Source organism: Pseudoalteromonas sp. SD03, assembly GCF_040937955.1.
GTDB classification, from domain to species: Bacteria; Pseudomonadota; Gammaproteobacteria; order Enterobacterales; family Alteromonadaceae; genus Pseudoalteromonas; species Pseudoalteromonas tetraodonis.
This window is the reverse complement of record NZ_CP162514.1, coordinates 2,230,665-2,254,758: the sequence shown is the minus strand read 5'-3', so window position 1 is coordinate 2,254,758 and position 24,094 is coordinate 2,230,665. Positions and strand designations below refer to the sequence as shown.

The following is a 24,094-nucleotide window of genomic DNA, read 5'->3' as shown; positions in this document are numbered from 1 at the left end:
CTGGGCGTTCACTCGTCAAAGTGGCTTTTTTTATGTTTTTTGAGGTCTACATGACAAGCAGCATTAGTGAGCAAATTAATCATCTTCGTACCACGCTTGAGCAACACAATTATAGTTATTATGTGCTTGATACACCCAGCATACCTGATGCCGAATATGACCGCTTGTTACGGACACTAAGTGAATTAGAAACCCAGCACCCTGAGTTTTTAACAGCCGATTCACCCACTCAAAAAGTTGGAGGAGCGGCGCTTGCCAAGTTTGAGCAAGTAGCGCACCAAGTGCCTATGTTATCGCTTGATAACGCCTTTGGTGAGGATGAATTTAGCGGTTTTAATCGTCGTATTAAAGAGCGCTTAATGAGCACTGAAGAGCTTACATTTTGCTGTGAGCCTAAACTGGATGGTTTAGCGGTATCGATTATTTATCGCGATGGAGTACTGGTTCAAGCGGCGACCCGTGGCGATGGTTTTACTGGCGAAAATATTACTCAAAATGTAAAAACAATCCGTAATGTGCCATTAAAATTGCGCGGTGATGATTACCCTCGTGAACTTGAAGTGCGCGGTGAGGTATTTATGGATAGCGCGGGCTTTGAAAAATTAAATGCAGAGGCAGAAAAACGTGGCGATAAAGTCTTTGTTAATCCACGTAATGCGGCGGCAGGAAGTTTACGCCAGCTCGACTCAAAAATTACCGCAAAACGCCCATTGATGTTTTATGCCTACAGCACCGGATTAGTTGCCGATGGCACCTTACCTGAAGATCACTACCAGCAACTTGCTAAGCTTACCGATTGGGGATTACCGCTGTGTCCAGAAACCAAATTAGTTGAAGGCCCAAAGGCTGCGCTTGCCTATTACAATGATATTTTAACGCGTCGTAGCGAGCTAAAGTACGAAATAGATGGCGTGGTAATAAAGGTAAATAAAAAAGCCTTACAAGAGCGCTTAGGCTTTGTAGCTCGTGCACCGCGTTGGGCAATCGCTTATAAATTTCCGGCGCAAGAAGAAATAACGCAATTATTAGATGTTGAATTTCAAGTAGGGCGCACAGGGGCAATTACTCCCGTAGCACGACTAGAGCCGGTATTTGTTGGGGGTGTTACGGTATCAAATGCAACGCTGCATAATGCCGACGAAATAGCTCGTTTAGGCGTTAAAGTGGGCGATACTGTGATTATTCGCCGCGCAGGCGATGTTATCCCGCAAATTACTCAAGTGGTACTTGAGCAACGCCCAAGCGATGCAAAAGAGATTGTCTTTCCAACTATGTGCCCAATTTGTGACTCGCATATTGAACGGGTTGAAGGTGAAGCCGTTGCACGTTGTACCGGTGGCTTAGTATGCCAAGCACAGCGTAAACAAGCGATTAAGCATTTTGCATCGCGTAAGGCATTAGATATTGACGGCTTGGGCGACAAAATTGTTGATCAATTAGTTGACCGAGAGCTAATCAAAACCCCAGCTGATTTATTTATTTTAAAGCAGGGACATTTTGAATCACTTGAACGAATGGGGCCAAAATCAGCAAAAAACTTAGTTGCCGCACTTGATGATGCAAAAACGACTACCTTAGCAAAGTTTTTATATTCACTGGGTATTCGTGAAGTCGGTGAGGCAACCGCGCAAAACTTAGCTAATCATTTTTTAACGCTTGAAAACGTAATCGATGCCAGCATTGAACAGCTGATTGAAGTAAGCGATGTAGGTGAAATAGTGGCAAAGCACGTGCGTGGTTTTTTTACTGAAGAGCATAATTTAACCGTGGTGAACGAATTAATAGCCCAAGGCATTAACTGGCCACAGTTAACAGCGCCATCAGAGCAAGAACAACCGCTAGCGGGTTTAACTTATGTGCTAACTGGGACGCTTAATACGCTTAATCGCAATGATGCGAAAGCGCGCCTACAACAATTAGGTGCCAAGGTATCTGGCAGTGTTTCAGCCAAAACGGATGCGCTAGTGGCGGGCGAAAAAGCCGGCTCTAAACTAACTAAAGCGCAAGAACTCGGTATAGAAATACTGACAGAGGATGATTTAATTACTTTGTTAGAGACTCATAATGGCTAGTTTTACAAATATACTTAATACCTTGTTAATTGACCTAGGCCAGTGGCTACAAGGCTATTTGTCGCATTTATCATTGCTTTTGATGGTGTGCTTAGTGTCGCTTTATGCGGATGACATTTTAAAGCTCACCAAAGGCGTGGTAGCTAGGCGTCACTTTATTATAAGAGTGGCATGTTTTGTGTTGATCACCGCGTTTGGGTTTGGTTTATTAGTGGTGTGGTTAAGCCCACTGCTAACTAAAGCCTTACTGTTTTTTGGTACTAAGTGGTTAGGGCTCACATTATTAGCTGCATTTTTTATTTTGGGCACTATTGCCGATAGGAAAAACCAGTTGTGAGCCGTTATGGACCTGAATACTGGGATAAATATGGCAGCTATCGTACGCCAATAGCGTTTCATTTGAGTATTTTAGTGTTACTGCGGGCCTATTTTATTTGGGTGATTGCCGCGCTGAGTCGTCGTCCTGAACTTGATCTAATGTCATTGTTTTTTAAATCAAAAAATGATTTTTTTATTGCCATAGCAATTGGATCCGTGGCAATTGTACCCACTATTTTGTTTTGTTTACGCAGACCCAGAGACTCGCATCAAGCTACGAAACGGTTAGCGCGTATTTGGCGATACATGCGTTGGCCGCTTATTGCTTGCGCGCTAATAGACTTGTCGTGGTTAAGTATCCAGGCGGCCCATAGTCATTATCGCTTTTCACTGTTTTTAGCCATACAAATGGTGATTGTATTGTGGGTATTGTGGTATTTGGCAAAAAGTCGTTATTTAAGTGTTTTTTTTAGTGATTGGCCCGAGCCGACAGAAAAAGCAACCGATAAAAAGTAAGAGATTATGCACACTATTAATAAAAAAATAGCGCAAGTAGTGGCCTTTATAGGGCTGATTATTATCTGCGTTGGCTATTTTTTATCATTAGGCGAACATATTTGGTTTAAAGGGATATTGCTATTGTGGATAGTGGTATTTTGTTCGTGCTGTTACCGGTTAACGCCGTTATTTAAAATGCGTAACCCGCTGCGTAACTTTATTCAGCGTGATGCGCAGCATTTGTTTGTTTTTAGTTTAACCGGGTTGTTTGATAAAAAGAATGGTCCGCATTGGTTAGTCATCAGCAATATTGAGTCAATAGAGATAAAAGACGATGAGCTAATAGTGCATAGTAATAATGACAGGCAATTAAGCGTGAGTATTCCTGGTAGTCAAGCTCAATTACACGCTTATATAAGCCGTATACTTACAGCAACAGAGAAGCACCATATAGTGTTTAGATAGCGTTGATCGTGGTATTAGCCACAGACGTAATGATAGGCTGTCAGCCCATGATTGTGGCTCAGTATGAAGCAAATTTATAACGCAATGAGGTTGTTATGTTGAAATGGAACGATATTGTTAATTTTGCCAACCATGGCAATCCGACTCCGGTTCAAAAAGTAGTTAAAACAGATCAGCAATGGCGTGAACTGTTAAACGAAGAGCAATATTACGTGACCCGTAAAAAAGGCACAGAGCGACCAAATAGTTCAACTAGTTGCACACTATTAGAACCGGGAAAGTACGTATGTGTGTGTTGTGACAACCTACTGTTTGATGCGGATGAAAAGTTTGATAGTGGCACAGGATGGCCTTCATTTACCCAACCTGCAAAGGTTGATGCGATAGGGTATGTAATGGATAACAGCCATGGCATGGAGCGAGTTGAAGTTGTTTGTAATGTGTGTGATGCGCACTTAGGGCATATTTTCCCTGATGGCCCACTTCCTTCCGGCTTGCGCTACTGTGTAAACGCACTGGCAATGAAAAAGCTCTAGGGCCTGTTGGCCTTTCAAGGTTAAATTTGCAGCAGTCCGTTTGGTATTTAGGCAAGGCAGAGCCTATGTGGTGTGGTTATTCCCCATAAATGGGCGATAACGTAGCATCAATTCCAAACAGGCGCTGCCCAAAGGGTTCTGCCAAGGGACGATTAACTCTTTGTTGCCTACATGGATGTAGGTAAGGGGCGTGAGCAGGACGCGGAAGCTTTGCTCGGCTTTTACTTATTCTTACATGGATGTAAGCCAGTAGAATAACGCAGGAGCAGTTATCGAGCCCACTAGGTTACAAACCTCACGCTGCGATTAAATCGTCCCTTGCTTGAACAAATTTTAATCCGCAAATGTCAACAGGCCCTAGCTAATCTCTAGTTTCATTTCTTTAGCAATCTGAAGTAGTTTATCGAACCGCTCTGATTGCTCTTCTGCTAAGGGTGATTTTTTTAATAGTTTAAAGCACTTTTGAGCCAATAGACTATTGAAAGAGCCCCCCTGTTTTTTTGATTTATCCACTAAACACTGTAATAAGTTAAGCGCAATACTTGGGTTGTGTGGCATGACCCTAAAGGCTTGACTGAATGCCTCTAAAGCAACATTTAACTGGCCACGCTCAAACTGTTTAACTGCATGATTGTTAAGTTCCTTCGGCCCCATTTTAATATCACGTCTTTCACTTTGCTGTTGCTGTATATAACGCAAGTACGTCGCGTCGCTCCTACTTGGGTGGCGTTCGCAATGATCAATAATTTGGCTAAATAGCGCTTGCGCCTTCTGATGAAAACCTAATTCATGTAATGCTTTTGCTTTATCTAGGGCACCATCGACTGAACGTATTTGAGTATCGCTGTCATCAAGTTGTTCAATCAACTGTTTCGCTTTTTTATGTTCATCTTTTAAATAATAAAGGCGTGCATTGAGCACATCGATTTGAGTTTGTGCATTACTGGTTGGGAATTGTGTTTTTAGCTCATTAATATATTTATTTGTTTGACGGGAGATTCTGTTTATTTGGTCAGTTTGATCTGTGGTTAGTGCAAAATCAATCCCAGCACGAGCGGCATTTAAATAAATGTCTGGGCTATCATGCATAGAGTACTTAGCAAAAGTGGCAATATCCTTTTGAGTTAAGTAGCTGGTTTCATAATCTCTATTAATGAGAGATACGCTGTTCAGTGACTTTTGACGGTCTATATTACGTGGAGCAATATGGGCCGCTTGACTTAAAAACTCTTGAGCTAACTCAAACTGGTTTAGTTTTATTTCTAAACGGCCTAATAAGTCTAATGCAACTAGTCGTGTTTCATTACGTTCAAGCATAGTTTTGAGCATGCGTTGAGCCAAAATATGCTCATTGTTAGCAATTAAGGCTTCTACTAATCCTACTTTTGCCCATGCAAATTTTTGAATATTCAAAACTGATTTAAAAAAGTCTTTCGCTTCTTGGTTTTGTTTTAGCGCCAGTAAAATATTACCTTTTAATCTAAGCAGAATAGGGCTGTATTTATTACTTTTATCAAGCTGAGCATTAATTTGTTTTAATGCTTTAGACTGGTTATCGTCATCAATTAAAGTGTATATAGCTTTTAAGTCGCTTTTGCGTTTGAGAATACGCTCTATGCGCACTCTTAGCTCTTGTACAGAGAAAGGTTTTACTAAAAAGTCATCGGGTTGAAGTTCTAACACACTGTGAACTAACTCTCCGCTAGTTTCCGCAGATGTAAAAATAAACCCAGTAGAGTGTTTTATTAATGCTTTAGCGCGTAATTCTTCATAAAGCTGGTAGCCATCTTGGCGTTTGCTTAGATTAAAAGAGCAAATTACCAAGTCAAATTCTTCATGTAAGCATTGTTCTTTTGCCGCTAGAGCATGATCTGCAAAACGCATATGTCCAAAGCCAATTTTTTCGAGCGACTGTTTCATGTAGCTTTGAGCAAGTGGCTGCTCCTCTACAATCAGTATTTTTGCTTCATTAAAAATATTTTTAGACATTGGCTTAAGCGTAATTGAATTTAACACAGACTATAATCAACAGTTTAGACGCTTACAAGGTAATTTAAAGATTCGCTTCGAAGATGAGAGCTTATTAAGCAAATTAATTCTAAAGGTTTATATTTTTATCTTAAAAGAGCTAAAAACCCATTTAAAGTAAATGGATAGCACGCGTAATAAAATAAGTTTAAACAAAATGATTTTGGAGATAATAAAACTCGGAAGATAGGTTTTTGGCATGTGATTGGTAATACTGATTTTTTTTGAAACCGAAGAATTGCTTGATAACGAATTTCTAAATGGCAATTAATACTGAACATGAACTAAAGGAGTGAAGGATAATGAATATTAAAATGGAAGGTGATACTGGAGAATTTAGATTTTTGTAATATGCACCATTCAAAGAATGGTGGGTCGTACTGGACTTGAACCAGTGACCCTCGCCTTGTAAGGGCGATGCTCTCCCAACTGAGCTAACGACCCATATTACAACTTTAAAACATGACTATTAACATAATAATAGATTTTATATGTGGTGGGTGATACTGGACTTGAACCAGTGACCCTCGCCTTGTAAGGGCGATGCTCTCCCAACTGAGCTAATCACCCACATATAAATTAAAACGCTACTATTAAAATAAATAGTACTGGACTTTAACCAGTGAACCTCGCCGTAACTTGTAAATAGCGGTGATGCTCTCTTTTTCTAACTGAGCTAATCACCCATTTAGATATCTTGTAATATGCACCATTCAAAGAATGGTGGGTCGTACTGGACTTGAACCAGTGACCCTCGCCTTGTAAGGGCGATGCTCTCCCAACTGAGCTAACGACCCATATTACAACTTTAAAACATGACTATTAACATAATAATAGATTTTATATGTGGTGGGTGATACTGGACTTGAACCAGTGACCCTCGCCTTGTAAGGGCGATGCTCTCCCAACTGAGCTAATCACCCACATATAAATTAAAACGCTACTATTAAAATAAATAGTACTGGACTTTAACCAGTGAACTTCGCCGTTACTTGTAAATAGCGGTAATGCTCTCATTTCTTGTAACTGAGCTAACGACCCATATTACAATTTTAATACAAATCACTATTAACATAATAATAGATTTTATATGTGGTGGGTGATACTGGACTTGAACCAGTGACCCTCGCCTTGTAAGGGCGATGCTCTCCCAACTGAGCTAATCACCCACATATAAATTAAAACGCTACTATTAAAATAAATAGTACTGGACTTTAACCAGTGAACTTCGCCGTTACTTGTAAATAGCGGTGATGCTCTCATTTCTTGTAACTGAGCTAACGACCCATATTACAATTTTAATACATATCACTATTAATATAACAATAGGTTTTATATGTGGTGGGTGATACTGGACTTGAACCAGTGACCCTCGCCTTGTAAGGGCGATGCTCTCCCAACTGAGCTAATCACCCACATATAAATTCAAACGCTACTATTAAATTTTAGTAGTACTGGACTTTAACCAGTGAACCTTGCCGTTACTTGTAAATAACGGTGAGCTCTCTTTTTTCTAACTGAGCTAACGCCCATATAGAATCTTAGATACGACACATTAAAATGTGGTGGGTGATACTGGACTTGAACCAGTGACCCTCGCCTTGTAAGGGCGATGCTCTCCCAACTGAGCTAATCACCCGCATCTAAACAACACCACATTGCTGCGTTGTTGTGGGGCGCTATTATAGATAGAGTTGCAAATGTGTCAACACTTGAATGATAAAAATGTGCTGAGTGAAGCTTTTATAAACAATACAGTGCGAACGGTGTTCACTTTATCAACAAACTAATATTAAACGAACAATTGTTAAGCTTAATGTTTATTTAAAGTCGGCGGCGTAGACTAAATAGATGTCATTAGTGGTCGGATAAACAATAAAATATTTATGTAATAAAAGGCTAACTTTCAATAATTGTATTGCGTGATACAAATTAGCGGATAATAAAAAGTTACTTAAAGTTTAACATGCCAATGAACAGCGCTTTTTTAGTAGTAAAACAGCACCAAGCTAATTTGCATATAAATGTATACCCTTTAAATCATATTCAAACTCATATTATCGGTTGAATAGGGTACTTAGTCGTATACATGTGGCGAGTACAACAACGTAAAGCGCAACATGACATCTAAATTAGTATGAAAATCTGTTTTTTAGCACGTATGATAGCCAGTTTGTTGAAATTTAAACCATTTAAATAATGTCGCATAAAAAACTGTTGACTTTATTTTGGGGGGTGCATAGAATGCGCCCCGCACTAAGCGATACACGACGTGATTATCACCGAGCGTATTGAATAAGTTGGGGCTATAGCTCAGCTGGGAGAGCGCTTCGCTGGCAGCGAAGAGGTCTGCGGTTCGATCCCGCATAGCTCCACCAATTTTTAGTGTTTGTCCTAGGGTAACAGTTTTCTGTGTCCCCATCGTCTAGAGGCCTAGGACACCGCCCTTTCACGGCGGTAACAGGGGTTCGAATCCCCTTGGGGACGCCATTTAACTTTTTAGTTAAAGGCGGTTTTACCGAGAAAAAAGCGTAACACATAAAGCTCGAGTCTTTATTTGTACTATACGCCATTACCTTAAAAGCTCAGGATGTGAGTTAAACTAATCGATTGTCCTAGTGACACATATTCTGTGTCCCCATCGTCTAGAGGCCTAGGACACCGCCCTTTCACGGCGGTAACAGGGGTTCGAATCCCCTTGGGGACGCCACTTACTTATTTTAAATAGGGAAGTGCAGTGTTATTAAGCAGCTCGCCTGAAACGAGTCAAACCATTCAGTTGTCCTAGTGACACATATTCTGTGTCCCCATCGTCTAGAGGCCTAGGACACCGCCCTTTCACGGCGGTAACAGGGGTTCGAATCCCCTTGGGGACGCCACTTACCTATTTTAAATAGGGAAGTGCAGTGTTATTAAGCAGCTCGCCTGAAACGAGTTAAACCATTCAGTTGTCCTAGTGACACAGAAAATGTTTCTGAGAAGATAATGCCATTCGCCTCGCAGGCCGGCTCATCTTACGCAGAAATAGCAAATCAGTGATTTGCAAATCAATTTCTGCGTCCCCATCGTCTAGAGGCCTAGGACACCGCCCTTTCACGGCGGTAACAGGGGTTCGAATCCCCTTGGGGACGCCACTTAACTATTTTAAATAGGGAAGTGCAGTGTTATTGAGCAGCTCGCCTGAAACGAGTCAAACCATTCAGTTGTCCTAGTGACACATATTCTGTGTCCCCATCGTCTAGAGGCCTAGGACACCGCCCTTTCACGGCGGTAACAGGGGTTCGAATCCCCTTGGGGACGCCACTTACTTATTTTAAATAGGGAAGTGCAGTGTTATTAAGCAGCTCGCCTGAAACGAGTCAAACCATTCAGTTGTCCTAGTGACACATATTCTGTGTCCCCATCGTCTAGAGGCCTAGGACACCGCCCTTTCACGGCGGTAACAGGGGTTCGAATCCCCTTGGGGACGCCACTTACCTATTTTAAATAGGGAAGTGCAGTGTTATTAAGCAGCTCGCCTGAAACGAGTTAAACCATTCAGTTGTCCTAGTGACACAGAAAATGTTTCTGAGAAGATAATGCCATTCGCCTCGCAGGCCGGCTCATCTTACGCAGAAATAGCAAATCAGTGATTTGCAAATCAATTTCTGCGTCCCCATCGTCTAGAGGCCTAGGACACCGCCCTTTCACGGCGGTAACAGGGGTTCGAATCCCCTTGGGGACGCCACTTACTTACTTTAAGTAATATATACAGCAGTGTGACACCGCACTCTCTATCCGCAACTTTAAAAAGAGTGAAAATCTCTTGATACGCCACCTACTATTTATTAGTAAGACAGCTTTTACTAAAAATATCTAAAATCAATTTATCTGCATTTCTACTATTACCTCAGAATTATTCAGTGAAGTTAAAATCTCAAAATTAAATATTTTATATAATAACTCCTAAATTTTATTAGCATCTTTCCCTTTCTTATATTCAGCTTAAATAAACTTCACCTATGTTAGGTTACATATAAACGTCCAAATAAATAGGAGGTTATATGGCAAGTGGATGGGCACGCGATGGTGCAATTCAAGATCAAATCGACGCCAGCGTTAATGATGCTGTGCAATATGCTAGAAGTAACTTAGTTTCTGGAGCCAGTGCCGAGCTATGTGAAGAATGTGATGAACCAATACCACAGGCACGAAGACTTGCGTTACCAGGTGTTAAGTATTGTGTAAGCTGCCAAGTTGAACTAGAAGGTAAAGGCGCACTTTCTAAAGGGCTTAATCGGCGTGGCAGTAAAGATAGTCAATTACGATAAAAAGGTGCATACAGCACCTTTTTTAAAATTGTATCAGAGTTAAGCTTAAATAATTAAAAAGCCGCTTAGTAAACCTATTAAATATATTTACTAAAATTTATTCATATTTTCTTTTTTCTGAATAAGTTCAATTGAGTAGCCATCTGGATCTTTTACAAACGCTATTTCTGTTGTGCCACCCTTTACTGGACCTGGTTCACGGCTTACGTTACCGCCAGCGGCCTTGATATCAGCACAGGCTTTATAGATATCATCAAACTCAATCGCGATATGACCATAGGCATTGCCTAAATCATAGCTGTCGGTATCCCAGTTATAGGTCAGTTCAAGCACTGTTGTGTCAGTTTCATCACCGTAGCCTACAAAGGCGAGGGTATAGCGGTACTCTTCGTTATCAGCACGGCGTAACTCTTTCATACCAAGTACTTGAGTATAAAACGCAATTGATTTATCTAGATCAGCAACCCGTAACATGGTGTGTAGTAAACGCATTTAAATCCTCTTTAAAATTCATATAAATTTTTATAACGCAGCTAGTTTTAACTACTATTGCTGCGCAGTTAAAATATCAATAATCCGATTATAAATTATTTCTGTGAGCATCACAGTATCATCGCCATTAGTATTTATAAACTGCACAACGACTGTATCGATATCTTTATAATAACGAGCAATGCTTGAATACCCTAATACCCAACCTGTGTGTTCATACTTATAAAGTGATGCATACAAAGCTTGCTCTTGTTCGTCGAAAAAAGTGCCTTTGTTTAAAGCAAAAATAAAGTCGCCTACATCTTGTGCGGTTGCCACATAGCCTTGATCGAGCGCTTTAAAATCATTCTCATAACCTACGTAGTAACCACTCATCAAATCTACTAAATTGATTTCATGTACAGATGAAAACGTATGCGTTAGGCCCAGTGGCGTTAAAATTTCATCTTTAATAAATTGGTTATGATCATAACCCAGCACGTTTGACATAATTTTTCGCAGCAACAAATAATTGGTATTAGAATAGCCATAGTCAGCATCAGGGCTAAAATCAGCGGGTTTATCGAGCACTAATGTAAGTGGGTCAGGGTAGGTGATTGACCAATCGAAATTATTAGTGTCTGTGTAATTGGGTATGCCACTTTTGTGTTTTACCATCATTCGTAGTGTTATTTTATCTGCGTTTTCAATGCGTCCAATTAATGATGGAAGATAATCAGCCAGTGTTTTATCTACATCAATACGTCCAGCGGCTGAAAGTTTGGTTAAAGCGGCTGCATCATATAACTTTCGAATGCTGCCAATTTTAAAAAGTGCACTAGGGTAAGCGGGTATTTTGTGCTCTCTATTATGCCAACCATTTGCAAAATATTCAGGTTGCTGCCCTTGTTTATGAATATACACAATAATGCCATCGACTCCTTGTTCAATAGCCTCTTGTGTTTGTGCTTGAACGTTAGCGGGCAGTGGGTGAAAGTAATATAAAGCAAACTGCCAAGGGGCAAAAATGTATATGCTAGTAAGAGTAACAATGAGAGCTGCAATCCGCAGAAGTGTAAGCGCTTTTTTGTTCTTCAATTGTATCATTGCATTCTGGCTTCATTTATTTTTGGAGTGTGAGGATCAGCTTTTTACTCTACTAAACAGCAATATCATGTGATATTGCTGTTTAGTTATGGGGAGTTTGACTGTATTAAAGTATATTTTTACTTATTAACTTTGCCCTTAAGAACATAGATTTCACCATCAAAACTCCCTTGAATCGTCAAACCTTGTCCTGCTAGCTCTTTAAGGTACTCTATGTGTTCCTCTGTAATATGCTGCCCAGGCACCAAAAGCGGAATACCTGGCGGATAGGGGGTAACTAAACCGGCACAAATGCGGTTGTTACTTTTACCGATAGGCACAGATTCGCGCTCGCCATAAAAAGCATCACTTGGAATACACGCAAGGTCTATAGCGGGTAGGTTTTCAGGCAAGCGAGATCGTCGCGTCGATTTTGACAACTTCACTTTACCGCTGTCGAGTTTTTTGAGCGCATTATAAAGACGAATTATTTTTGAGCGCGTGCCGCCAAGCGTCAGTAACACTAAGATGGTGCTGTGAGTGTATTTTTCTATTTCTAGGCCAATTTCATCCAGCAGGTATTTATGAATATCCTTTAACGAATAAGGTAATTCGCTTATGTCGATGAGAATTTTTAGCGGATCGTGACCCATGTTATCACCACTAAAGTGCGGAAATATTTCCATAAAGTCTTGCTTACCTAGTACTTTAATTTGTTTGAGTGAAGCCATCTGTTGTTTAAATTCTTCCACATGGTTCAACAAAGCATTGAGTAACTTATAGCCTTCCATCTCTAATTGCTTTTGGCACACATCAAGCGACGCGATAAGCTGATATTTTGGCGATGTACTGGCGTAAATACTGTAAATCTCACGAAAGAAATCAGCATCGAAATCAGGGTCGTTAACATGAATATAAGACGCTTGAGAAAACGCCGATACCACTTTATGCGCCGAATGAGTGACGTAGTCAGCGCCAGCATGAATGGCGGAATAGTATCGTAGGCTTGGATGAAACAGCGAGTAAGCAAACCATGCCTCGTCAATAAATACTTTAATACCATGTTGATGGGCAAAATCGACCACCTGTTTCAGATCGCTCAGTAGGCCATCGTAAGTACAACCGGTGAGAACCAGCAATTTTGCATCGGTATTTTGTTCTATCGCTTGTTTTATATCGGCCAACGACGGCGGCGCAAAAATGCCATATTTAGGATTTAAAATACTCGACAAATAAACAGGTAAACTCGCTGATTGCAAAATGCCATAGTGCACAGATTTATGACAATTGCGGTCGATGATCACTTTATCGCCCTTACGCAGCAATGTCTGCAAGATGATTTTATTTGAGGTAGACGACCCATTGGTAACGAAATAGGTATGCTTGACTTCAAACGTCGCCGCTGCTGACTCTTGCGCACGGCCAATGGTATTGGTGCTATCTGATAATGATCCTAACGAATCGACTGACACCGACAAGTCACCCACAAACACATTACGACCATAAAACTGATAAAAATCTTTAATATAAGGAGAATTTCTAAAGCTCGAGCCGCCACTGTGACCTGGTGTATGCCAAGAATCGTTTGCTTCGCCAACATAACGGCGGTACGCAGTCCAAAATGGGGTTTCTGAGCGGTCATCGAAATCGTTGATCATATAGCCTAAAATTGCTTCAGGATCAGAAATTACCTCATCTTTAAAAAAGAAAGACTCAATCTCCTCCGACTCATTAACGATTTCAAGCCCCTTCGTATCATCGCCAATAACATAAACTGGCAGCTCAAGGCGGATCCCTTTTAACTGCTCGATAAAGCGACTATAAGTGCGTTCGCCAACCTTATTTTGCAAATCCCAGCTAAGCACTACAGCCTGAATATCACCATCTTCCTCTACAATGTCCAACGCTTGTTTTAGCTCAAGACGCTCAATAATATCGATATGAATATCATCTCGCTCAAAATTGACAATGGTCTTCGATAGATTCGTTGAAAGCTCTTGTAAGGTGACTGGATCTTGCTCAATTAACAAGATACGAAGTATTGGTAGCATAGGAATTCTCGTAGTAAAATTTCATAATGCTCAACAGCATAACTAAAGGATTGACGCTTGTGAAATTAATACTTTGAAAATGTTCCAATAATTACGGCAAATCACGAATAAACAGATTTTATTTGAATTGATTTACAAGGTATGAAAAATGAAAGGTGCCAAAGTTAGACACCTACTTTGAATAAACAAAAAAGTAACACTGGAATACGAATTAATCATTGAGCTTATTCTTATAAGCCTGATAATTGAGGTTTAGTATTAACAATCGTGCTAAATGAACGTTTTTTATTTACGGATCTATTCTGCTTTATCTTTAAACTCTTTAGGCACTACTTTTTCGAGCTTCTTTTCTACTTCAACAACGTTCTTACCCATAGCAAACTTATCAAGGTTTGAGTCGGCCAGCCGAAAGATAATAAAAGTAGATGCAAAAGGTAATACCTATAGGATGCTTTTATTAACTTCCTGACTGTTACTATCGACATAGCATTATTTACCCTAATTAAACAGCTAACAGTCTCAATAGTTTTAGTTTTTTAGAACAATGTTTTGGCCTACTAAGTGCATTTTTTAAAAATCCATTCTAAAGGCCCGTGTTTAAAATACTTGAGCCAAGACACACTGAAAATTATGCTAATTATGCAAAAGACCAATGCGGAAAATATTGACAAGTCTATGGTTTGATTAACGAGTAAGCCAGTTGCCTCAAGAATTCCCATGCCAATAATGACATGTGCTACATACAGAGTTAACGTTAACTGCCCAGTTTTGCTTAGCCACTCAATTAACCGGTTGGTAGGAAATACACTTGCTAGTTTTAGAGAAACCAGCAAAACAAGAACGGCAGAGCTTGCAGCTGAAAACATATATTGTGGCAACGGCGGTATTATTGACGTGGTTAACAAAAACTCAATTTCATCTTTTGACATGCCAATAGACGGGTCATCTCCTGCCCACATTCTCAGCATATAGAAGCTTGCTTCTACAATAAGTAAAATACTTAAAGACCATGTAAACAAAGACTTCCTTACATTAGCATTGGATAAATCTTGTTTACCCAACCATATGCCAAATAACAAGAAACCACACCATGGTAAAACTGGGTGATAACCATTAAAGAAAAGGTGTCTAATCACTCCTTCATTTGTCCAAAAACCAGAATAACTAAGCTCAAGCCAATCCCATCCTTTTTCGTAATCAAAGAATAGCCACATTAATGGAAATGCAAAAACAAAACCGATAGATGCACTGAGCAGTTTCTTGCTGCTAAGAGTAAATAATAATGCAGCTATCAAAAAATAGAATGCATAGAATTTCAAGATGTCGGCTTCCCAAATAGGTGTAAAAGCCAAGCCAATCAAAAGTAGTAAAACAGACCTTTTTATCAAAGAGGTTCTTACTTGCTTGATGTGTTCAAGTGATTCACTGGTAACACATTTTTTAGTTAAAAACGCAATACCTATACCCGCTAATATAACAAACAAAGCCGAAGCCCGACCTTCGAATAGAGCCGCAAACTCTATTAATTGTGGTGTGCCAATATCGGCGTTCATGGCTAACTTAAAGTTGACAATAACCATACCAAAGAGCGCTAACGCTCTTGCAAAGTCAATACCGATTAGTCTATTCACTCTCTTGCTCCACAGAATTCATTTTTAACTTTTGAGACATTGCTGTATCATAATGGAACTTAATAGATGATACAAGGCTGTCTCATAAAATGGATGCAAGAACAAATAATTCGAGAAAAAAAATTATTCAATCGGGGTTAAAACTGTTTATTCAAAACGAGGACTCAACGCTAGTTGACGTGGCTAAAATGGCTGAAGTTGGTAGAGCAACGGTGTACCGCCAATTTAAGCATAAGGAAGCGCTTCAAGAAGAGATTGCGTTATATTGTTTAGACCGCTTTGATGAAGTAAATATGTCCGTTGAAAATAAAGCTAAAGACTCATTGGATGCTATTAGGCTTGTATTCGAAAATACTTTGCCGTTATACGAGGAATTCGCTTTTTTGCAAAAATTCGAGAAGATGTTTCAGAAAAGTGAAAAGCTTCAAGTTCGTATACAACAGCAAGATAACGAGATACGAGAATTGATAAAACTTGCGAAAGATGAGGGGTTATTAAGTAAGCACTTCTGTGTTGATTGGGGTTTTTATTTTTTTGAAGGTTTATTGTACGCAGGTTACAAGATGAGTCATCTAGATAATTACAGTTCAGGTAAGGCAGCACATTTAGCTTTTTTATCGTTCAAGAGTGGGGTTGCTTCATAACCCCCTGCAAGAATATAGATGTAACATTAATTTACTGAAGACAGTTACTAAGCACATCTTGTGGTTAATTTATTTAAAAGATCAGTTTGCTACCTATCTGTTCTTTTTTTGGGTGGAAATCGACACAACTTAAGCCAGCGATGTCGCAACTTGTCGCTGGGTAAGCCAAAGCTAAGGTCCGCTTTCGTATCTTAACAGGTGGGAGCTATTCAGTTTTATCTTTAAACTCGCACAAGTCTTCAATAATACAGCTGCCACACTTTGGCTTACGCGCCACACAGGTATAACGTCCATGTAAATAAGCCAGTGATGTACATCTACTTTAAATTCTTTAGGGATCACTTTTTCGAGCTTTTGCTCAACCGCAACCACGTCTTTACCCATAGCAAGCTTAGTACGGTTTGATACACGGAAAATATGCGTATCAACTGCAATTGTCGGCCAGCCAAAAGATAATTAAGGTAGATAGCAAAAGGAAAACCTATGGACTGCTTTTAGCCATATGCTGACATTAAGCCTTAGCAAATTCAGGAGCATATTTAGGGCTATATATCTACATTGTTTTGACGGCTAACCTTAGTTTTTTTTGAGGTTTGATTGTTTGCATCAATAGGCATAGTGATACTAAAGCTACGCCTGCCCAACCTATTACTTTAAATTTTTCCCCAATAATGACTATAGCTAAAACAGTTGCAACTAATGGTTCAATTAAGGTGATTAATGTCGCTTTACTTGCATCTATATAATTCAAGCCAAAACCAAATAATAAATATCCTAAAAACATTGGAATTATTGCCATATATAAAGATACGAAAGCATTAGATGAACTTGAAAATAAGTTATCACCCGTAAACCATAATGAAGGAAGTAACAATAGTGCAGCACAACCGAATAGCCCAGACATGGACGATGTTGAGTGAACGCCACTTTCAATTAAACACCTTGCCGCCCATGAATAACCTGCATAAGTTAAACCAGCAATACAACCTAAAATAATCCCCAAACCCTGTTGATTGATACTGTAAGCATTATTATTACTCTGGTCTTTACCTAAAGTTAACAGAGCAATACCTATAGCACCAATGACAAAGCTCAACATCCATTGCAATGAAATGTCCTTTTTGCTAATAAGACGTTCAAGGATTCCAGCAAAAAAAGGTGCAGTGGCTATAGATACTACAGTACCAATGGCAACACCTGATAAGCGCATTGAGGTATAGAATGCTAATGGGTAAATAGCGACAGAAGCGGCACCTAAGAGAAATATTTTAGGCTGTTCGAGCATCAGCTTATAATCTATAAGTAGCTTTTTTCGAGCTGTGATTACAAGTAACACTCCTCCTATCCCCATAGAGAATGCACCAATAGCCAAAGAGCTTACATCTGGGGAGTAGCTTGCAGCAGTACCAGTTGTCCCCCACAAGAAACTAGCAACAATAATCGCCATAACACCTTTAAAACTTCCGTGATGATTTTCCACAATGAGACTTATTTATAATAACTTCAATATAGAAATAGTATGCTAATTATGTAGGGTGTTTTTAACAATTAAGACGCAATAGTTAACAATTCCGACTAAGTTTACTTTTTGAATTTAGTTGGTGATAGACCAAAGTATTGTGAAAACTTTCGGCTAAAGGCTGAGGGTTCTTTATAACCTACTTTTTCACCAATAATTGGTAACGGATAATCTGTATGCGTAAGTAATGCTTGGGCTTTTTCCATTCGAAGTTTTGTTACGTACTTCATCACGGTCATACCTGTTTGTATTTTAAATAGTTTCTTAAACTGTGTTTCACTCAGGAAAGCAGATTCAGCTAAACATTTAATTTGAAGCTGCTCTGCAATATTTTGCTCTATGAAGGATATTGCTGTACCAATGCGACTATCTACCTTTGGTAATAAAGTTTGCTCTGCCAGCAGTAAGCTGAACATTTCGAACATCGCCTGCTCTAATTGAGCATTAACTTTGTTTTCTAGTTGGTTTTCGATAAAAGTTAAGTAACTTCTAAGAGATGAGTTAATTGCAAAAACAATACATTGTGAAGATGAAATATTTAACGGAAGATTTTTCATATCTACGACTACAAACCTAGCTTCAGTGTTTGCAGTGAACAGGTGCTCTTCGTTGGCTTTAACTACAACACATTCACTTGGTGCAACTTTTCCATTGAAATCACCAACACATATATTTATGACACCACGTAAAGGTAGAACCAACTGATTAAATTGATGTGAGTGACGAACTGGCTTTGTGCTATAGGAGCGGATGGATAATAGATTTTTCATAATAATAGAAAACGTATTGCCTTATTTCATTATGATTAGGGTTATATATCTTAGAGTAATGAATTCTAAAGTGAAGTCTTAGTTTCTACTGGTGTTTTTAATTAAAGTTTATATGATCAATGTGGCGGCTTAGTTGACTGTCAAGATGATGATAGCTCTACGTTTAATGGATACTAAAAATATCTCTGAAAACTATTGATGCTAATGTCCGTTATCGTATCAAAGCAGTCTAAACATTACTCAGTCTTATCTTTAAACTCACATAAATCTTCAATTATACAACTGCCGCATTTTGGTTTGCGGGCTGTACAAACATAACGACCATGCAGTATCAGCCAGTGGTGTACATCGACTTTAAATTCTTTAGGGATCACTTTTTCGAGCTTTTGCTCAACCGCTACCACGTCTTTACCCATGGCAAGCTTGGTACGGTTAGATACACGAAAAATATGCGTGTCTACGGCGATTGTGGGCCAGCCGAAGGCTGTATTTAATACTACGTTAGCAGTTTTACGGCCTACGCCGGGTAGGGCTTCTAGGGCTTCACGATTTTCTGGCACTTCACCGTTATGCTGATCTACCAATATTTGGCACATTTTATATACATTGGCTGCTTTGGAATTAAACAACCCAATGGTTTTTATGTAATCACGCAGCGTGTCGTGGCCAATATCTAAAATGGCTTGTGGTGTATTAGCAACCGGAAATAATTTACGAGTGGCTTTATTTACCCCTACATCGGTGGCTTGTGCTGAGAGTGTTACGGCAACTAGCAACTCAAACGGGCTTGAATATTCAAGCTCCGTTTCAGGATGTGGGTTGTCATCGCGCAAGCGCGTGAGTATTTGGTAACGTTTTTCTTTATTCATGTAACTTAAAACGCATTAGCTTTATTCAGTTAATGCGTTTTCCCCTTAAGTTAAGCTAGTAACACGTGCACGTGGGCCTTTTTCAGCTTCTGGCGGCGTTACTTGTTTTGATTTTATTTGTGCATCAATGACGTTTTTAGCGGCGATCAGCAGCCCAAGCCCTAAGAATGCGCCTGGTGGTAAAATGGCCAGTAAAAACTGGCTATCAAAGCTAAATACTTCGATGCGTAAAGCTGAAGCCCAAGGACCGAGTAATAAATCGGCGCCATCGAATAAGGTGCCTTGGCCAATCAGCTCTCGCATAGCGCCAAGTACAACTAGTACCAGCATAAAGCCTAAGCCCATCATCAAGCCATCAAAGGCAGATAAATGCACTGGATTTTTAGAGGCAAATGCTTCAGCACGACCAATAATGGCGCAGTTAGTCACAATCAACGGAATGAAAATCCCCAGAGATTGATAAAGGCCAAAAGTGTAGGCGTTCATTAACAGCTGCACGATCGTCACAAAACCGGCAATGATCATTACAAAAACCGGTATTCTGATATCTTTAGGCACCCAATTGCGCACAAATGATACGGTAATATTAGAGCCCACTAAAACTAACAAGGTTGCTAAGCCTAAACCTAGCGCATTAGTAATCGTGGAGGTAACAGCAAGTAAAGGACATAAACCTAATAACTGTACTAAGGCGGGGTTATTTCCCCATAAGCCTTCTTTGTAAAGGGTTTTTAATTCACTCATGGTGTTACCTCAGGGCAAGCATTCGCTGCTGCAAAAAGATCATCAAAGTTATTTTGTGCATACACTACCGCATTTTTAACTGAGCCAACAACGGCGCGAGGCGTAATGGTTGCGCCAGTAAACTGATCAAACTGACCGCCATCTTTTTTAACGGCCCAACGCGTGTCACTTTCGCTTTGTACTGTTTTTGAATTAAATGAGGTGATCCAGTCTGACTTTTTAATTTCGACTTTATCGCCCAAACCAGGGGTTTCTTCATGCTTAGTAACCCTTACACCAGCAACGCTGCCATCGCGATATACCGCGCTAAGTAAGTTTATATCGCCACTGTAGCCGCTAGGAGTGACATGACGAATGACTAATGCAACGGGTTCGTCATCTTTACGTGCACGGTAAATTACTTGGTTGTCGTATGGCCCCAGTAGTGGATCAGATATAATCACACAATCTTGAGAAAGTTCATTAGTGTACTTGCTGTGCGGTAATACTTCTTGTAACTGATTAGTTAATTGCAGTTGCTCTTGCTCTGCAATCTTATCGGCCGTTAACGAGTTTATGGTGGCCACTAACCCTGTTGTAAGGAGTGCGAAGCCGCATAATATTGCGCCATTTTTTACCATTGAAGAAATAATCATTTTACTGCTCCATGGCCATAGGTTCTTGGTTGTGTGTAGTAATCAATAAGCGGAACTGCAATATTGATCAGTAATATGGCAAATGCAACCGCATCCGGAAAGCCACCAAATGTACGAATTAAATACACAATTAAACCAATCGCGGCACCATAAATAAGGCGGCCTCGATTAGTGGTTGCAGCTGATACAGGATCGGTGGCAATAAAAAAGGCTCCGAGCATAGTCGCACCACTAAATAAGTGAAACACCAGACCCGGCTCAGTGCCTGGCGAGGCAATATAACCAATTGCAGCGCATAGGCTTAAACTGGCAATAAAACTCACTGGTATATGCCAGTTAATCACTTTTGTTTTTAATAAATAAAGGCCACCGAGTAAGAAGGCTAAATTAACCCAACCCCAACCTAGGCCAACCCATTCATTAAATACCGGTTTTTGCATACTTTCAGTGACGGTAAGGCTATGAGCAATATCTGTTTTTAACGTATCAAGAGGGGTGGCCATCGTGCTGCCATCAATACCCACTCTGAGCTGATCTAAGCTATATCCAAGAGTTGTAAAGTCACTAAATATTAGACTAAGCTGCTGGCTAAAAGTAATGCCCGTATTGAGTAACTCTGAAACTGGTAACCAGGCCGTCATTTGCACAGGGAACGACACTAATAAAAGTACATAAGCTGCCATTGCTGGGTTGAATAAATTAAAGCCTAAACCACCATAAAGTTGCTTAACAATAACAATGGCAAACAAACACCCTATAACAATAACCCACCACGGCGCTAAAGGTGGAATACTAATCGCTAATAGCACGCCGGTTAGCCATGCGCTGCCATCGCTTAATGATGGCCAAATAGGGCGCTTACGCATTAGCATAATGGCTGCTTCAAATGCGCTTACACACACTAACGCTAATAATAATTGGATAAGTACACCGGTACCAAAAAATACAACTTGTGCAATAACACCAGGAATACAGGCCGCAATCACAGTTAGCATTAACCGTGTCACAGACTTGTGACTATGATTGTGGGGTGAACTGGCCATGGTTAGTTTCATGACTGATCGTTTCCTTCTTTTTGTTGCTTTTTAGCTTTAGCACGGGCAATGGCGGCGCCTACGGCGGCTTTCTTTTTTTCTTGAGCTGTTTGCTGTGAATTTTCTGAAGATTCATCGTTGCCTTGTGGCTCAGCATTTTCATTCTGTTGTGCTAATGCATTAGCTTGCGCTGATTTCTTAGCTTTAGCACGAGCAATGGCAGCAGCTACCGCAGCTTTTTTATCATCGGCAGCGACTGGTGATTCACTTATTGCGTCATCATTTGGCGCTTGCTCATTAGCGTGCGCTGCTTTTTTGGCTTTAGCACGGGCAATGGCGGCAGCGACGGCAGCTTTTTTATCATCGGCAGCGACAGGTGATTCACTTACTGCGTCATCACTTACTGCTTGCTCATTTGCTTGTGCTGCTTTTTTGGCTTTAGCACGGGCAATAGCGGCAGCGACGGCAGCTTTTTTATCATTGGCAGCAACTGGAGATTCACTTGCTGTGTCATCAGTTGCTGTCTGCTCATTTGCTTGTGCTGCCTTTTTAGCTTTTGCGCGGGCGATAGCAGCGGCTACCGCGGCTTTTTTATCATCAGCAGCAACTGGAGATTCACTTGCAGTGTCATCGCTTGCTGCTTGCTCATTAGCTTGTGCTGCTTTTTTAGCTTTAGCGCGGGCAATAGCGGCAGCAACGGCTGATTTTTTATCATCTACAGGCTCGTCATCATCATTGTTTTGTGCCTTTTGCTCTTTATATAGGCGAGCTTGCTCTTTACGGGCTGCACGCTCTTTTGCAACTTCACTGTTATCTGGCTCGAGTTCGCCACCTTGCTTTTTAGCTTTAGCACGCGCAATTGCCGCTGCTACAGCTGATTTATTGTCACCATCGCTGGTTTTATCTTTAACGCGAGCAAGGGCATCGGCTACTTTTTGCTGCTCTTCGGTCGATTTAGGGGCAGGTTTACGTTTGTGGCGATTTTTTCGCTCAGCTTGTTCTTGCTCTAAACGCGCTTTACGTGCATCAAAGCGCTCTTTAGCGCGATCTGATTTTATCTTCTCGGCAATTTGCTCTTTAATTTCAACTTTTGCAACGCGGTAATACTGAACAAGTGGTATTTCACTAGGGCATACATAGGCACAGGCACCACATTCAATACAGTCAAATAAGTTATGCTCTTGGAGTTTGTCGTATTCTTTTGATTTAGCAAACCATTGTAATTGTTGTGGCAATAACGAGGCAGGGCAGGCATCGGCACAGGCACTGCAGCGAATACAGGCTTTTTCTGGGCCAGGCTCTGCTAATTCTTTATGATCTGGGGCAAGTATGCAGTTTGTTGTTTTAACAACGCCAATACGAACTGTGGGTAAGGTAAAGCCCATCATAGGGCCGCCCATGACCACGCGTTGTTGTGGCACCGGTGAAAAACCTTGGCAATCAAGTAAGTGCTTAATTTCAGTACCTAATAACGCCCATACATTGCCTGGATTATGTATAGTATTGCCGGTAACGGTAACGACACGTTCAATTAACGGTTTACCTTCGTATACAGCTTGCTGAATCGCAAATAAAGTGCCGGTGTTATGTACTAAAATGCCGATATCAGCAGGGATACCGCCGTTTGGTACTTCACGGTTAGTGAGCAGTTTTATTAGCTGTTTTTCACCGCCAGAAGGGTAAACAGTAGGCACGGTTTGTATTAAGATATGCTCGTTATGCTTCGCCGCTTCTGTCATGGCTGTGATAGCCTCGGGCTTATTGTCTTCAATGCCAATAATACACAGCGTCGGATTGAGTAAATGCTGCATTAGCTCAATACCTTTGACTATTTCAGCGGCGTGCTCACGCATTAAGGTATCGTCAGCCGTGATGTAAGGTTCACACTCAACCGCATTAACAATCAAAAATTCAATAGGTTGTTTAATATCAGCTTTTACATAGGTTGGGAAGCCTGCGCCGCCCATGCCAGAGATCCCCGCATTATGAATAACATCAACCAGTTCATCGTGTGATGCAGTGGCTGGGTTTGCTAAAGGCGATAATTCACACCAGGTATCGTTGCCATCGGGTTCAATAATAATGCTCAATTCAGGTAATGCCGAAGGATGCGCTGATGGCATAGGCGTAATATCAATAATAGTACCTGATGTAGGTGCATGTATTGGCACCGACCAATTAGCTGATGGCTTTGTTAACGCTTGGCCTTTTAACACGTGCTGGTTTTTTTCAACTATTAATTTACCACTAGCGCCAATGTGCTGCTTTAAAGGCAGAACAAGTTTTTCAGGCAAAGGGAGTCTGGCTATAGGCGCACTATTAGATAATGATTTCTGCTGAGGAGGATGTACGCCGCCAGGAAATGCCCAAACGGTGCCTTTTTTTATTTGTTCAAGTAACTTTTCCACTCAAA

The 24,094-nt window shown here is 40.5% G+C and carries 19 protein-coding genes, 15 tRNA genes and 2 pseudogenes; 15 read left to right on the top strand and 21 right to left on the bottom strand.

From position 1 onward, the window contains the following. Positions 1-50: 50 nt before the first annotated feature. The 5 genes from ligA (at position 51) to msrB (ending at position 3,889) form a co-directional block, all read left to right on the top strand. Positions 51-2,072, top strand: coding sequence for an NAD-dependent DNA ligase LigA (gene ligA, locus ABZP26_RS10525; protein WP_013465303.1), 2,022 nt, complete (start codon positions 51-53; stop codon positions 2,070-2,072). Next, positions 2,065-2,409, top strand: coding sequence for a DUF3392 family protein (locus tag ABZP26_RS10520; protein ID WP_028834947.1), 345 nt, complete (start codon positions 2,065-2,067; stop codon positions 2,407-2,409). Before ligA ends, ABZP26_RS10520 begins: the two co-directional genes overlap by 8 nt. After that, positions 2,406-2,906 carry a DUF2919 domain-containing protein gene (locus tag ABZP26_RS10515; protein WP_036954006.1) on the top strand — a complete coding sequence of 167 codons (501 nt, stop codon included), beginning with the start codon at positions 2,406-2,408 and terminating at the stop codon, positions 2,904-2,906. Before ABZP26_RS10520 ends, ABZP26_RS10515 begins: the two co-directional genes overlap by 4 nt. A gap of 6 nt (positions 2,907-2,912) precedes the next feature. Next, on the top strand, positions 2,913-3,353 hold the full coding sequence (locus ABZP26_RS10510) for a hypothetical protein (RefSeq protein WP_036954010.1): 441 nt from the start codon (positions 2,913-2,915) through the stop codon (positions 3,351-3,353). 95 nt (positions 3,354-3,448) lie between these two features. Continuing rightward, positions 3,449-3,889, top strand: coding sequence for a peptide-methionine (R)-S-oxide reductase MsrB (gene msrB, locus ABZP26_RS10505; protein ID WP_036954013.1), 441 nt, complete (start codon positions 3,449-3,451; stop codon positions 3,887-3,889). 357 nt (positions 3,890-4,246) lie between these two features. Here the strand turns inward: msrB and ABZP26_RS10500 are convergent, their stop codons facing one another. From ABZP26_RS10500 to ABZP26_RS10465, 8 genes are all read right to left on the bottom strand, one after another. After that, the gene (locus ABZP26_RS10500; protein WP_036954016.1) at positions 4,247-5,878 is read right to left on the bottom strand and encodes a response regulator; all 1,632 of its coding nucleotides are present in this window, start codon (positions 5,876-5,878) and stop codon (positions 4,247-4,249) included. A 407-nt stretch (positions 5,879-6,285) separates the two neighbouring features. Next, positions 6,286-6,361: transfer RNA gene (locus ABZP26_RS10495), tRNA-Val, on the bottom strand. Positions 6,362-6,411: 50 nt separating this feature from the next. Next, positions 6,412-6,487, bottom strand: a tRNA-Val gene (locus ABZP26_RS10490). Positions 6,488-6,638: 151 nt separating this feature from the next. After that, positions 6,639-6,714: transfer RNA gene (locus ABZP26_RS10485), tRNA-Val, on the bottom strand. 50 nt (positions 6,715-6,764) lie between these two features. Further along, a tRNA-Val gene (locus ABZP26_RS10480) sits at positions 6,765-6,840 on the bottom strand. 170 nt (positions 6,841-7,010) lie between these two features. Continuing rightward, positions 7,011-7,086: transfer RNA gene (locus ABZP26_RS10475), tRNA-Val, on the bottom strand. A 170-nt stretch (positions 7,087-7,256) separates the two neighbouring features. After that, positions 7,257-7,332: transfer RNA gene (locus ABZP26_RS10470), tRNA-Val, on the bottom strand. 148 nt (positions 7,333-7,480) lie between these two features. Then, positions 7,481-7,556, bottom strand: a tRNA-Val gene (locus ABZP26_RS10465). A 663-nt stretch (positions 7,557-8,219) separates the two neighbouring features. On the opposite strand from ABZP26_RS10465, the gene ABZP26_RS10460 reads away from it, so the two are divergent. The 9 genes from ABZP26_RS10460 to ABZP26_RS10420 all read left to right on the top strand — a co-directional run bounded on the left by ABZP26_RS10460 (position 8,220) and on the right by ABZP26_RS10420 (position 10,227). Continuing rightward, a tRNA-Ala gene (locus ABZP26_RS10460) sits at positions 8,220-8,295 on the top strand. 36 nt (positions 8,296-8,331) lie between these two features. Next, a tRNA-Glu gene (locus ABZP26_RS10455) sits at positions 8,332-8,407 on the top strand. A gap of 144 nt (positions 8,408-8,551) precedes the next feature. Continuing rightward, a tRNA-Glu gene (locus tag ABZP26_RS10450) sits at positions 8,552-8,627 on the top strand. Between the two features lie 93 nt (positions 8,628-8,720). Beyond that, a tRNA-Glu gene (locus ABZP26_RS10445) sits at positions 8,721-8,796 on the top strand. A 179-nt stretch (positions 8,797-8,975) separates the two neighbouring features. Beyond that, positions 8,976-9,051 (top strand) — tRNA-Glu (locus ABZP26_RS10440). Positions 9,052-9,144: 93 nt separating this feature from the next. Then, a tRNA-Glu gene (locus ABZP26_RS10435) sits at positions 9,145-9,220 on the top strand. A gap of 93 nt (positions 9,221-9,313) precedes the next feature. Next, positions 9,314-9,389: transfer RNA gene (locus ABZP26_RS10430), tRNA-Glu, on the top strand. A 179-nt stretch (positions 9,390-9,568) separates the two neighbouring features. Continuing rightward, positions 9,569-9,644 (top strand) — tRNA-Glu (locus tag ABZP26_RS10425). 316 nt (positions 9,645-9,960) lie between these two features. After that, positions 9,961-10,227, top strand: coding sequence for a DksA/TraR family C4-type zinc finger protein (locus tag ABZP26_RS10420; RefSeq protein WP_024602991.1), 267 nt, complete (start codon positions 9,961-9,963; stop codon positions 10,225-10,227). A gap of 90 nt (positions 10,228-10,317) precedes the next feature. On the opposite strand, the gene gloA is transcribed toward ABZP26_RS10420, so the two are convergent. From gloA to ABZP26_RS10395, 5 genes and pseudogenes are all read right to left on the bottom strand, one after another. After that, complete coding sequence (gene gloA, locus ABZP26_RS10415; protein ID WP_024602990.1) at positions 10,318-10,719, bottom strand: lactoylglutathione lyase; 402 nt, start codon at positions 10,717-10,719, stop codon at positions 10,318-10,320. A gap of 54 nt (positions 10,720-10,773) precedes the next feature. Beyond that, positions 10,774-11,805, bottom strand: a complete 1,032-nt coding sequence (locus ABZP26_RS10410) for a serine hydrolase (protein WP_036954070.1) — start codon at positions 11,803-11,805, stop codon at positions 10,774-10,776. A 119-nt stretch (positions 11,806-11,924) separates the two neighbouring features. After that, positions 11,925-13,835: an aminotransferase class V-fold PLP-dependent enzyme gene (locus ABZP26_RS10405; protein WP_013465293.1), complete on the bottom strand. Its 1,911-nt coding sequence runs from the start codon at positions 13,833-13,835 to the stop codon at positions 11,925-11,927. Positions 13,836-14,147: 312 nt separating this feature from the next. Continuing rightward, a pseudogene (locus tag ABZP26_RS10400) lies at positions 14,148-14,219 on the bottom strand (endonuclease III); the annotation flags it as partial. Positions 14,220-14,392: 173 nt separating this feature from the next. After that, positions 14,393-15,466 carry a DUF418 domain-containing protein gene (locus ABZP26_RS10395; RefSeq protein WP_036954073.1) on the bottom strand — a complete coding sequence of 358 codons (1,074 nt, stop codon included), beginning with the start codon at positions 15,464-15,466 and terminating at the stop codon, positions 14,393-14,395. Between the two features lie 89 nt (positions 15,467-15,555). Here ABZP26_RS10395 and ABZP26_RS10390 point away from each other — a divergent pair, with 89 nt between their 5' ends. Continuing rightward, the gene (locus ABZP26_RS10390) at positions 15,556-16,110 is read left to right on the top strand and encodes a TetR/AcrR family transcriptional regulator (protein ID WP_036954076.1); all 555 of its coding nucleotides are present in this window, start codon (positions 15,556-15,558) and stop codon (positions 16,108-16,110) included. 205 nt (positions 16,111-16,315) lie between these two features. On the opposite strand, the pseudogene ABZP26_RS10385 reads toward ABZP26_RS10390, so the two are convergent. From ABZP26_RS10385 to rsxC, 8 genes and pseudogenes are all read right to left on the bottom strand, one after another. Next, positions 16,316-16,563 (bottom strand): annotated as a pseudogene (locus tag ABZP26_RS10385) (endonuclease III); the annotation flags it as partial. A 100-nt stretch (positions 16,564-16,663) separates the two neighbouring features. Beyond that, a complete protein-coding gene (locus tag ABZP26_RS10380; protein ID WP_200877588.1) occupies positions 16,664-17,557 on the bottom strand; it encodes a DMT family transporter in 894 nt (297 codons plus the stop codon). A 134-nt stretch (positions 17,558-17,691) separates the two neighbouring features. Next, positions 17,692-18,399, bottom strand: a complete 708-nt coding sequence (locus tag ABZP26_RS10375; protein ID WP_016900424.1) for an AraC family transcriptional regulator — start codon at positions 18,397-18,399, stop codon at positions 17,692-17,694. A 236-nt stretch (positions 18,400-18,635) separates the two neighbouring features. Continuing rightward, positions 18,636-19,268: an endonuclease III gene (gene nth, locus ABZP26_RS10370; protein ID WP_013465287.1), complete on the bottom strand. Its 633-nt coding sequence runs from the start codon at positions 19,266-19,268 to the stop codon at positions 18,636-18,638. A 45-nt stretch (positions 19,269-19,313) separates the two neighbouring features. Next, positions 19,314-20,012, bottom strand: coding sequence for an electron transport complex subunit E (locus ABZP26_RS10365; RefSeq protein WP_028835009.1), 699 nt, complete (start codon positions 20,010-20,012; stop codon positions 19,314-19,316). After that, positions 20,009-20,647, bottom strand: coding sequence for an electron transport complex subunit RsxG (rsxG, locus tag ABZP26_RS10360; protein ID WP_036954083.1), 639 nt, complete (start codon positions 20,645-20,647; stop codon positions 20,009-20,011). Before rsxG ends, ABZP26_RS10365 begins: the two co-directional genes overlap by 4 nt. Continuing rightward, positions 20,644-21,702: an electron transport complex subunit RsxD gene (rsxD, locus tag ABZP26_RS10355; RefSeq protein ID WP_036954087.1), complete on the bottom strand. Its 1,059-nt coding sequence runs from the start codon at positions 21,700-21,702 to the stop codon at positions 20,644-20,646. Before rsxD ends, rsxG begins: the two co-directional genes overlap by 4 nt. Continuing rightward, a complete protein-coding gene (rsxC, locus tag ABZP26_RS10350; RefSeq protein ID WP_036954090.1) occupies positions 21,699-24,089 on the bottom strand; it encodes an electron transport complex subunit RsxC in 2,391 nt (796 codons plus the stop codon). Before rsxC ends, rsxD begins: the two co-directional genes overlap by 4 nt. Positions 24,090-24,094: the final 5 nt, after the last annotated feature.

Coding starts and splice junctions, on each gene's coding strand:
- ABZP26_RS10380 (WP_200877588.1), bottom strand. CDS start 17,557: ATGGCGATTATTGTTGCTAGTTTCTTGTGGGGGACAACTGGTACTGCT.
- rsxD (WP_036954087.1), bottom strand. CDS start 21,702: ATGAAACTAACCATGGCCAGTTCACCCCACAATCATAGTCACAAGTCT.
- ABZP26_RS10410 (WP_036954070.1), bottom strand. CDS start 11,805: ATGATACAATTGAAGAACAAAAAAGCGCTTACACTTCTGCGGATTGCA.
- msrB (WP_036954013.1), top strand. CDS start 3,449: ATGTTGAAATGGAACGATATTGTTAATTTTGCCAACCATGGCAATCCG.
- ABZP26_RS10510 (WP_036954010.1), top strand. CDS start 2,913: ATGCACACTATTAATAAAAAAATAGCGCAAGTAGTGGCCTTTATAGGG.
- ligA (WP_013465303.1), top strand. CDS start 51: ATGACAAGCAGCATTAGTGAGCAAATTAATCATCTTCGTACCACGCTT.
- ABZP26_RS10405 (WP_013465293.1), bottom strand. CDS start 13,835: ATGCTACCAATACTTCGTATCTTGTTAATTGAGCAAGATCCAGTCACC.
- gloA (WP_024602990.1), bottom strand. CDS start 10,719: ATGCGTTTACTACACACCATGTTACGGGTTGCTGATCTAGATAAATCA.
- ABZP26_RS10390 (WP_036954076.1), top strand. CDS start 15,556: ATGGATGCAAGAACAAATAATTCGAGAAAAAAAATTATTCAATCGGGG.
- nth (WP_013465287.1), bottom strand. CDS start 19,268: ATGAATAAAGAAAAACGTTACCAAATACTCACGCGCTTGCGCGATGAC.
- ABZP26_RS10375 (WP_016900424.1), bottom strand. CDS start 18,399: ATGAAAAATCTATTATCCATCCGCTCCTATAGCACAAAGCCAGTTCGT.
- ABZP26_RS10520 (WP_028834947.1), top strand. CDS start 2,065: ATGGCTAGTTTTACAAATATACTTAATACCTTGTTAATTGACCTAGGC.
- ABZP26_RS10365 (WP_028835009.1), bottom strand. CDS start 20,012: ATGAGTGAATTAAAAACCCTTTACAAAGAAGGCTTATGGGGAAATAAC.
- rsxG (WP_036954083.1), bottom strand. CDS start 20,647: ATGATTATTTCTTCAATGGTAAAAAATGGCGCAATATTATGCGGCTTC.
- ABZP26_RS10500 (WP_036954016.1), bottom strand. CDS start 5,878: ATGTCTAAAAATATTTTTAATGAAGCAAAAATACTGATTGTAGAGGAG.
- ABZP26_RS10420 (WP_024602991.1), top strand. CDS start 9,961: ATGGCAAGTGGATGGGCACGCGATGGTGCAATTCAAGATCAAATCGAC.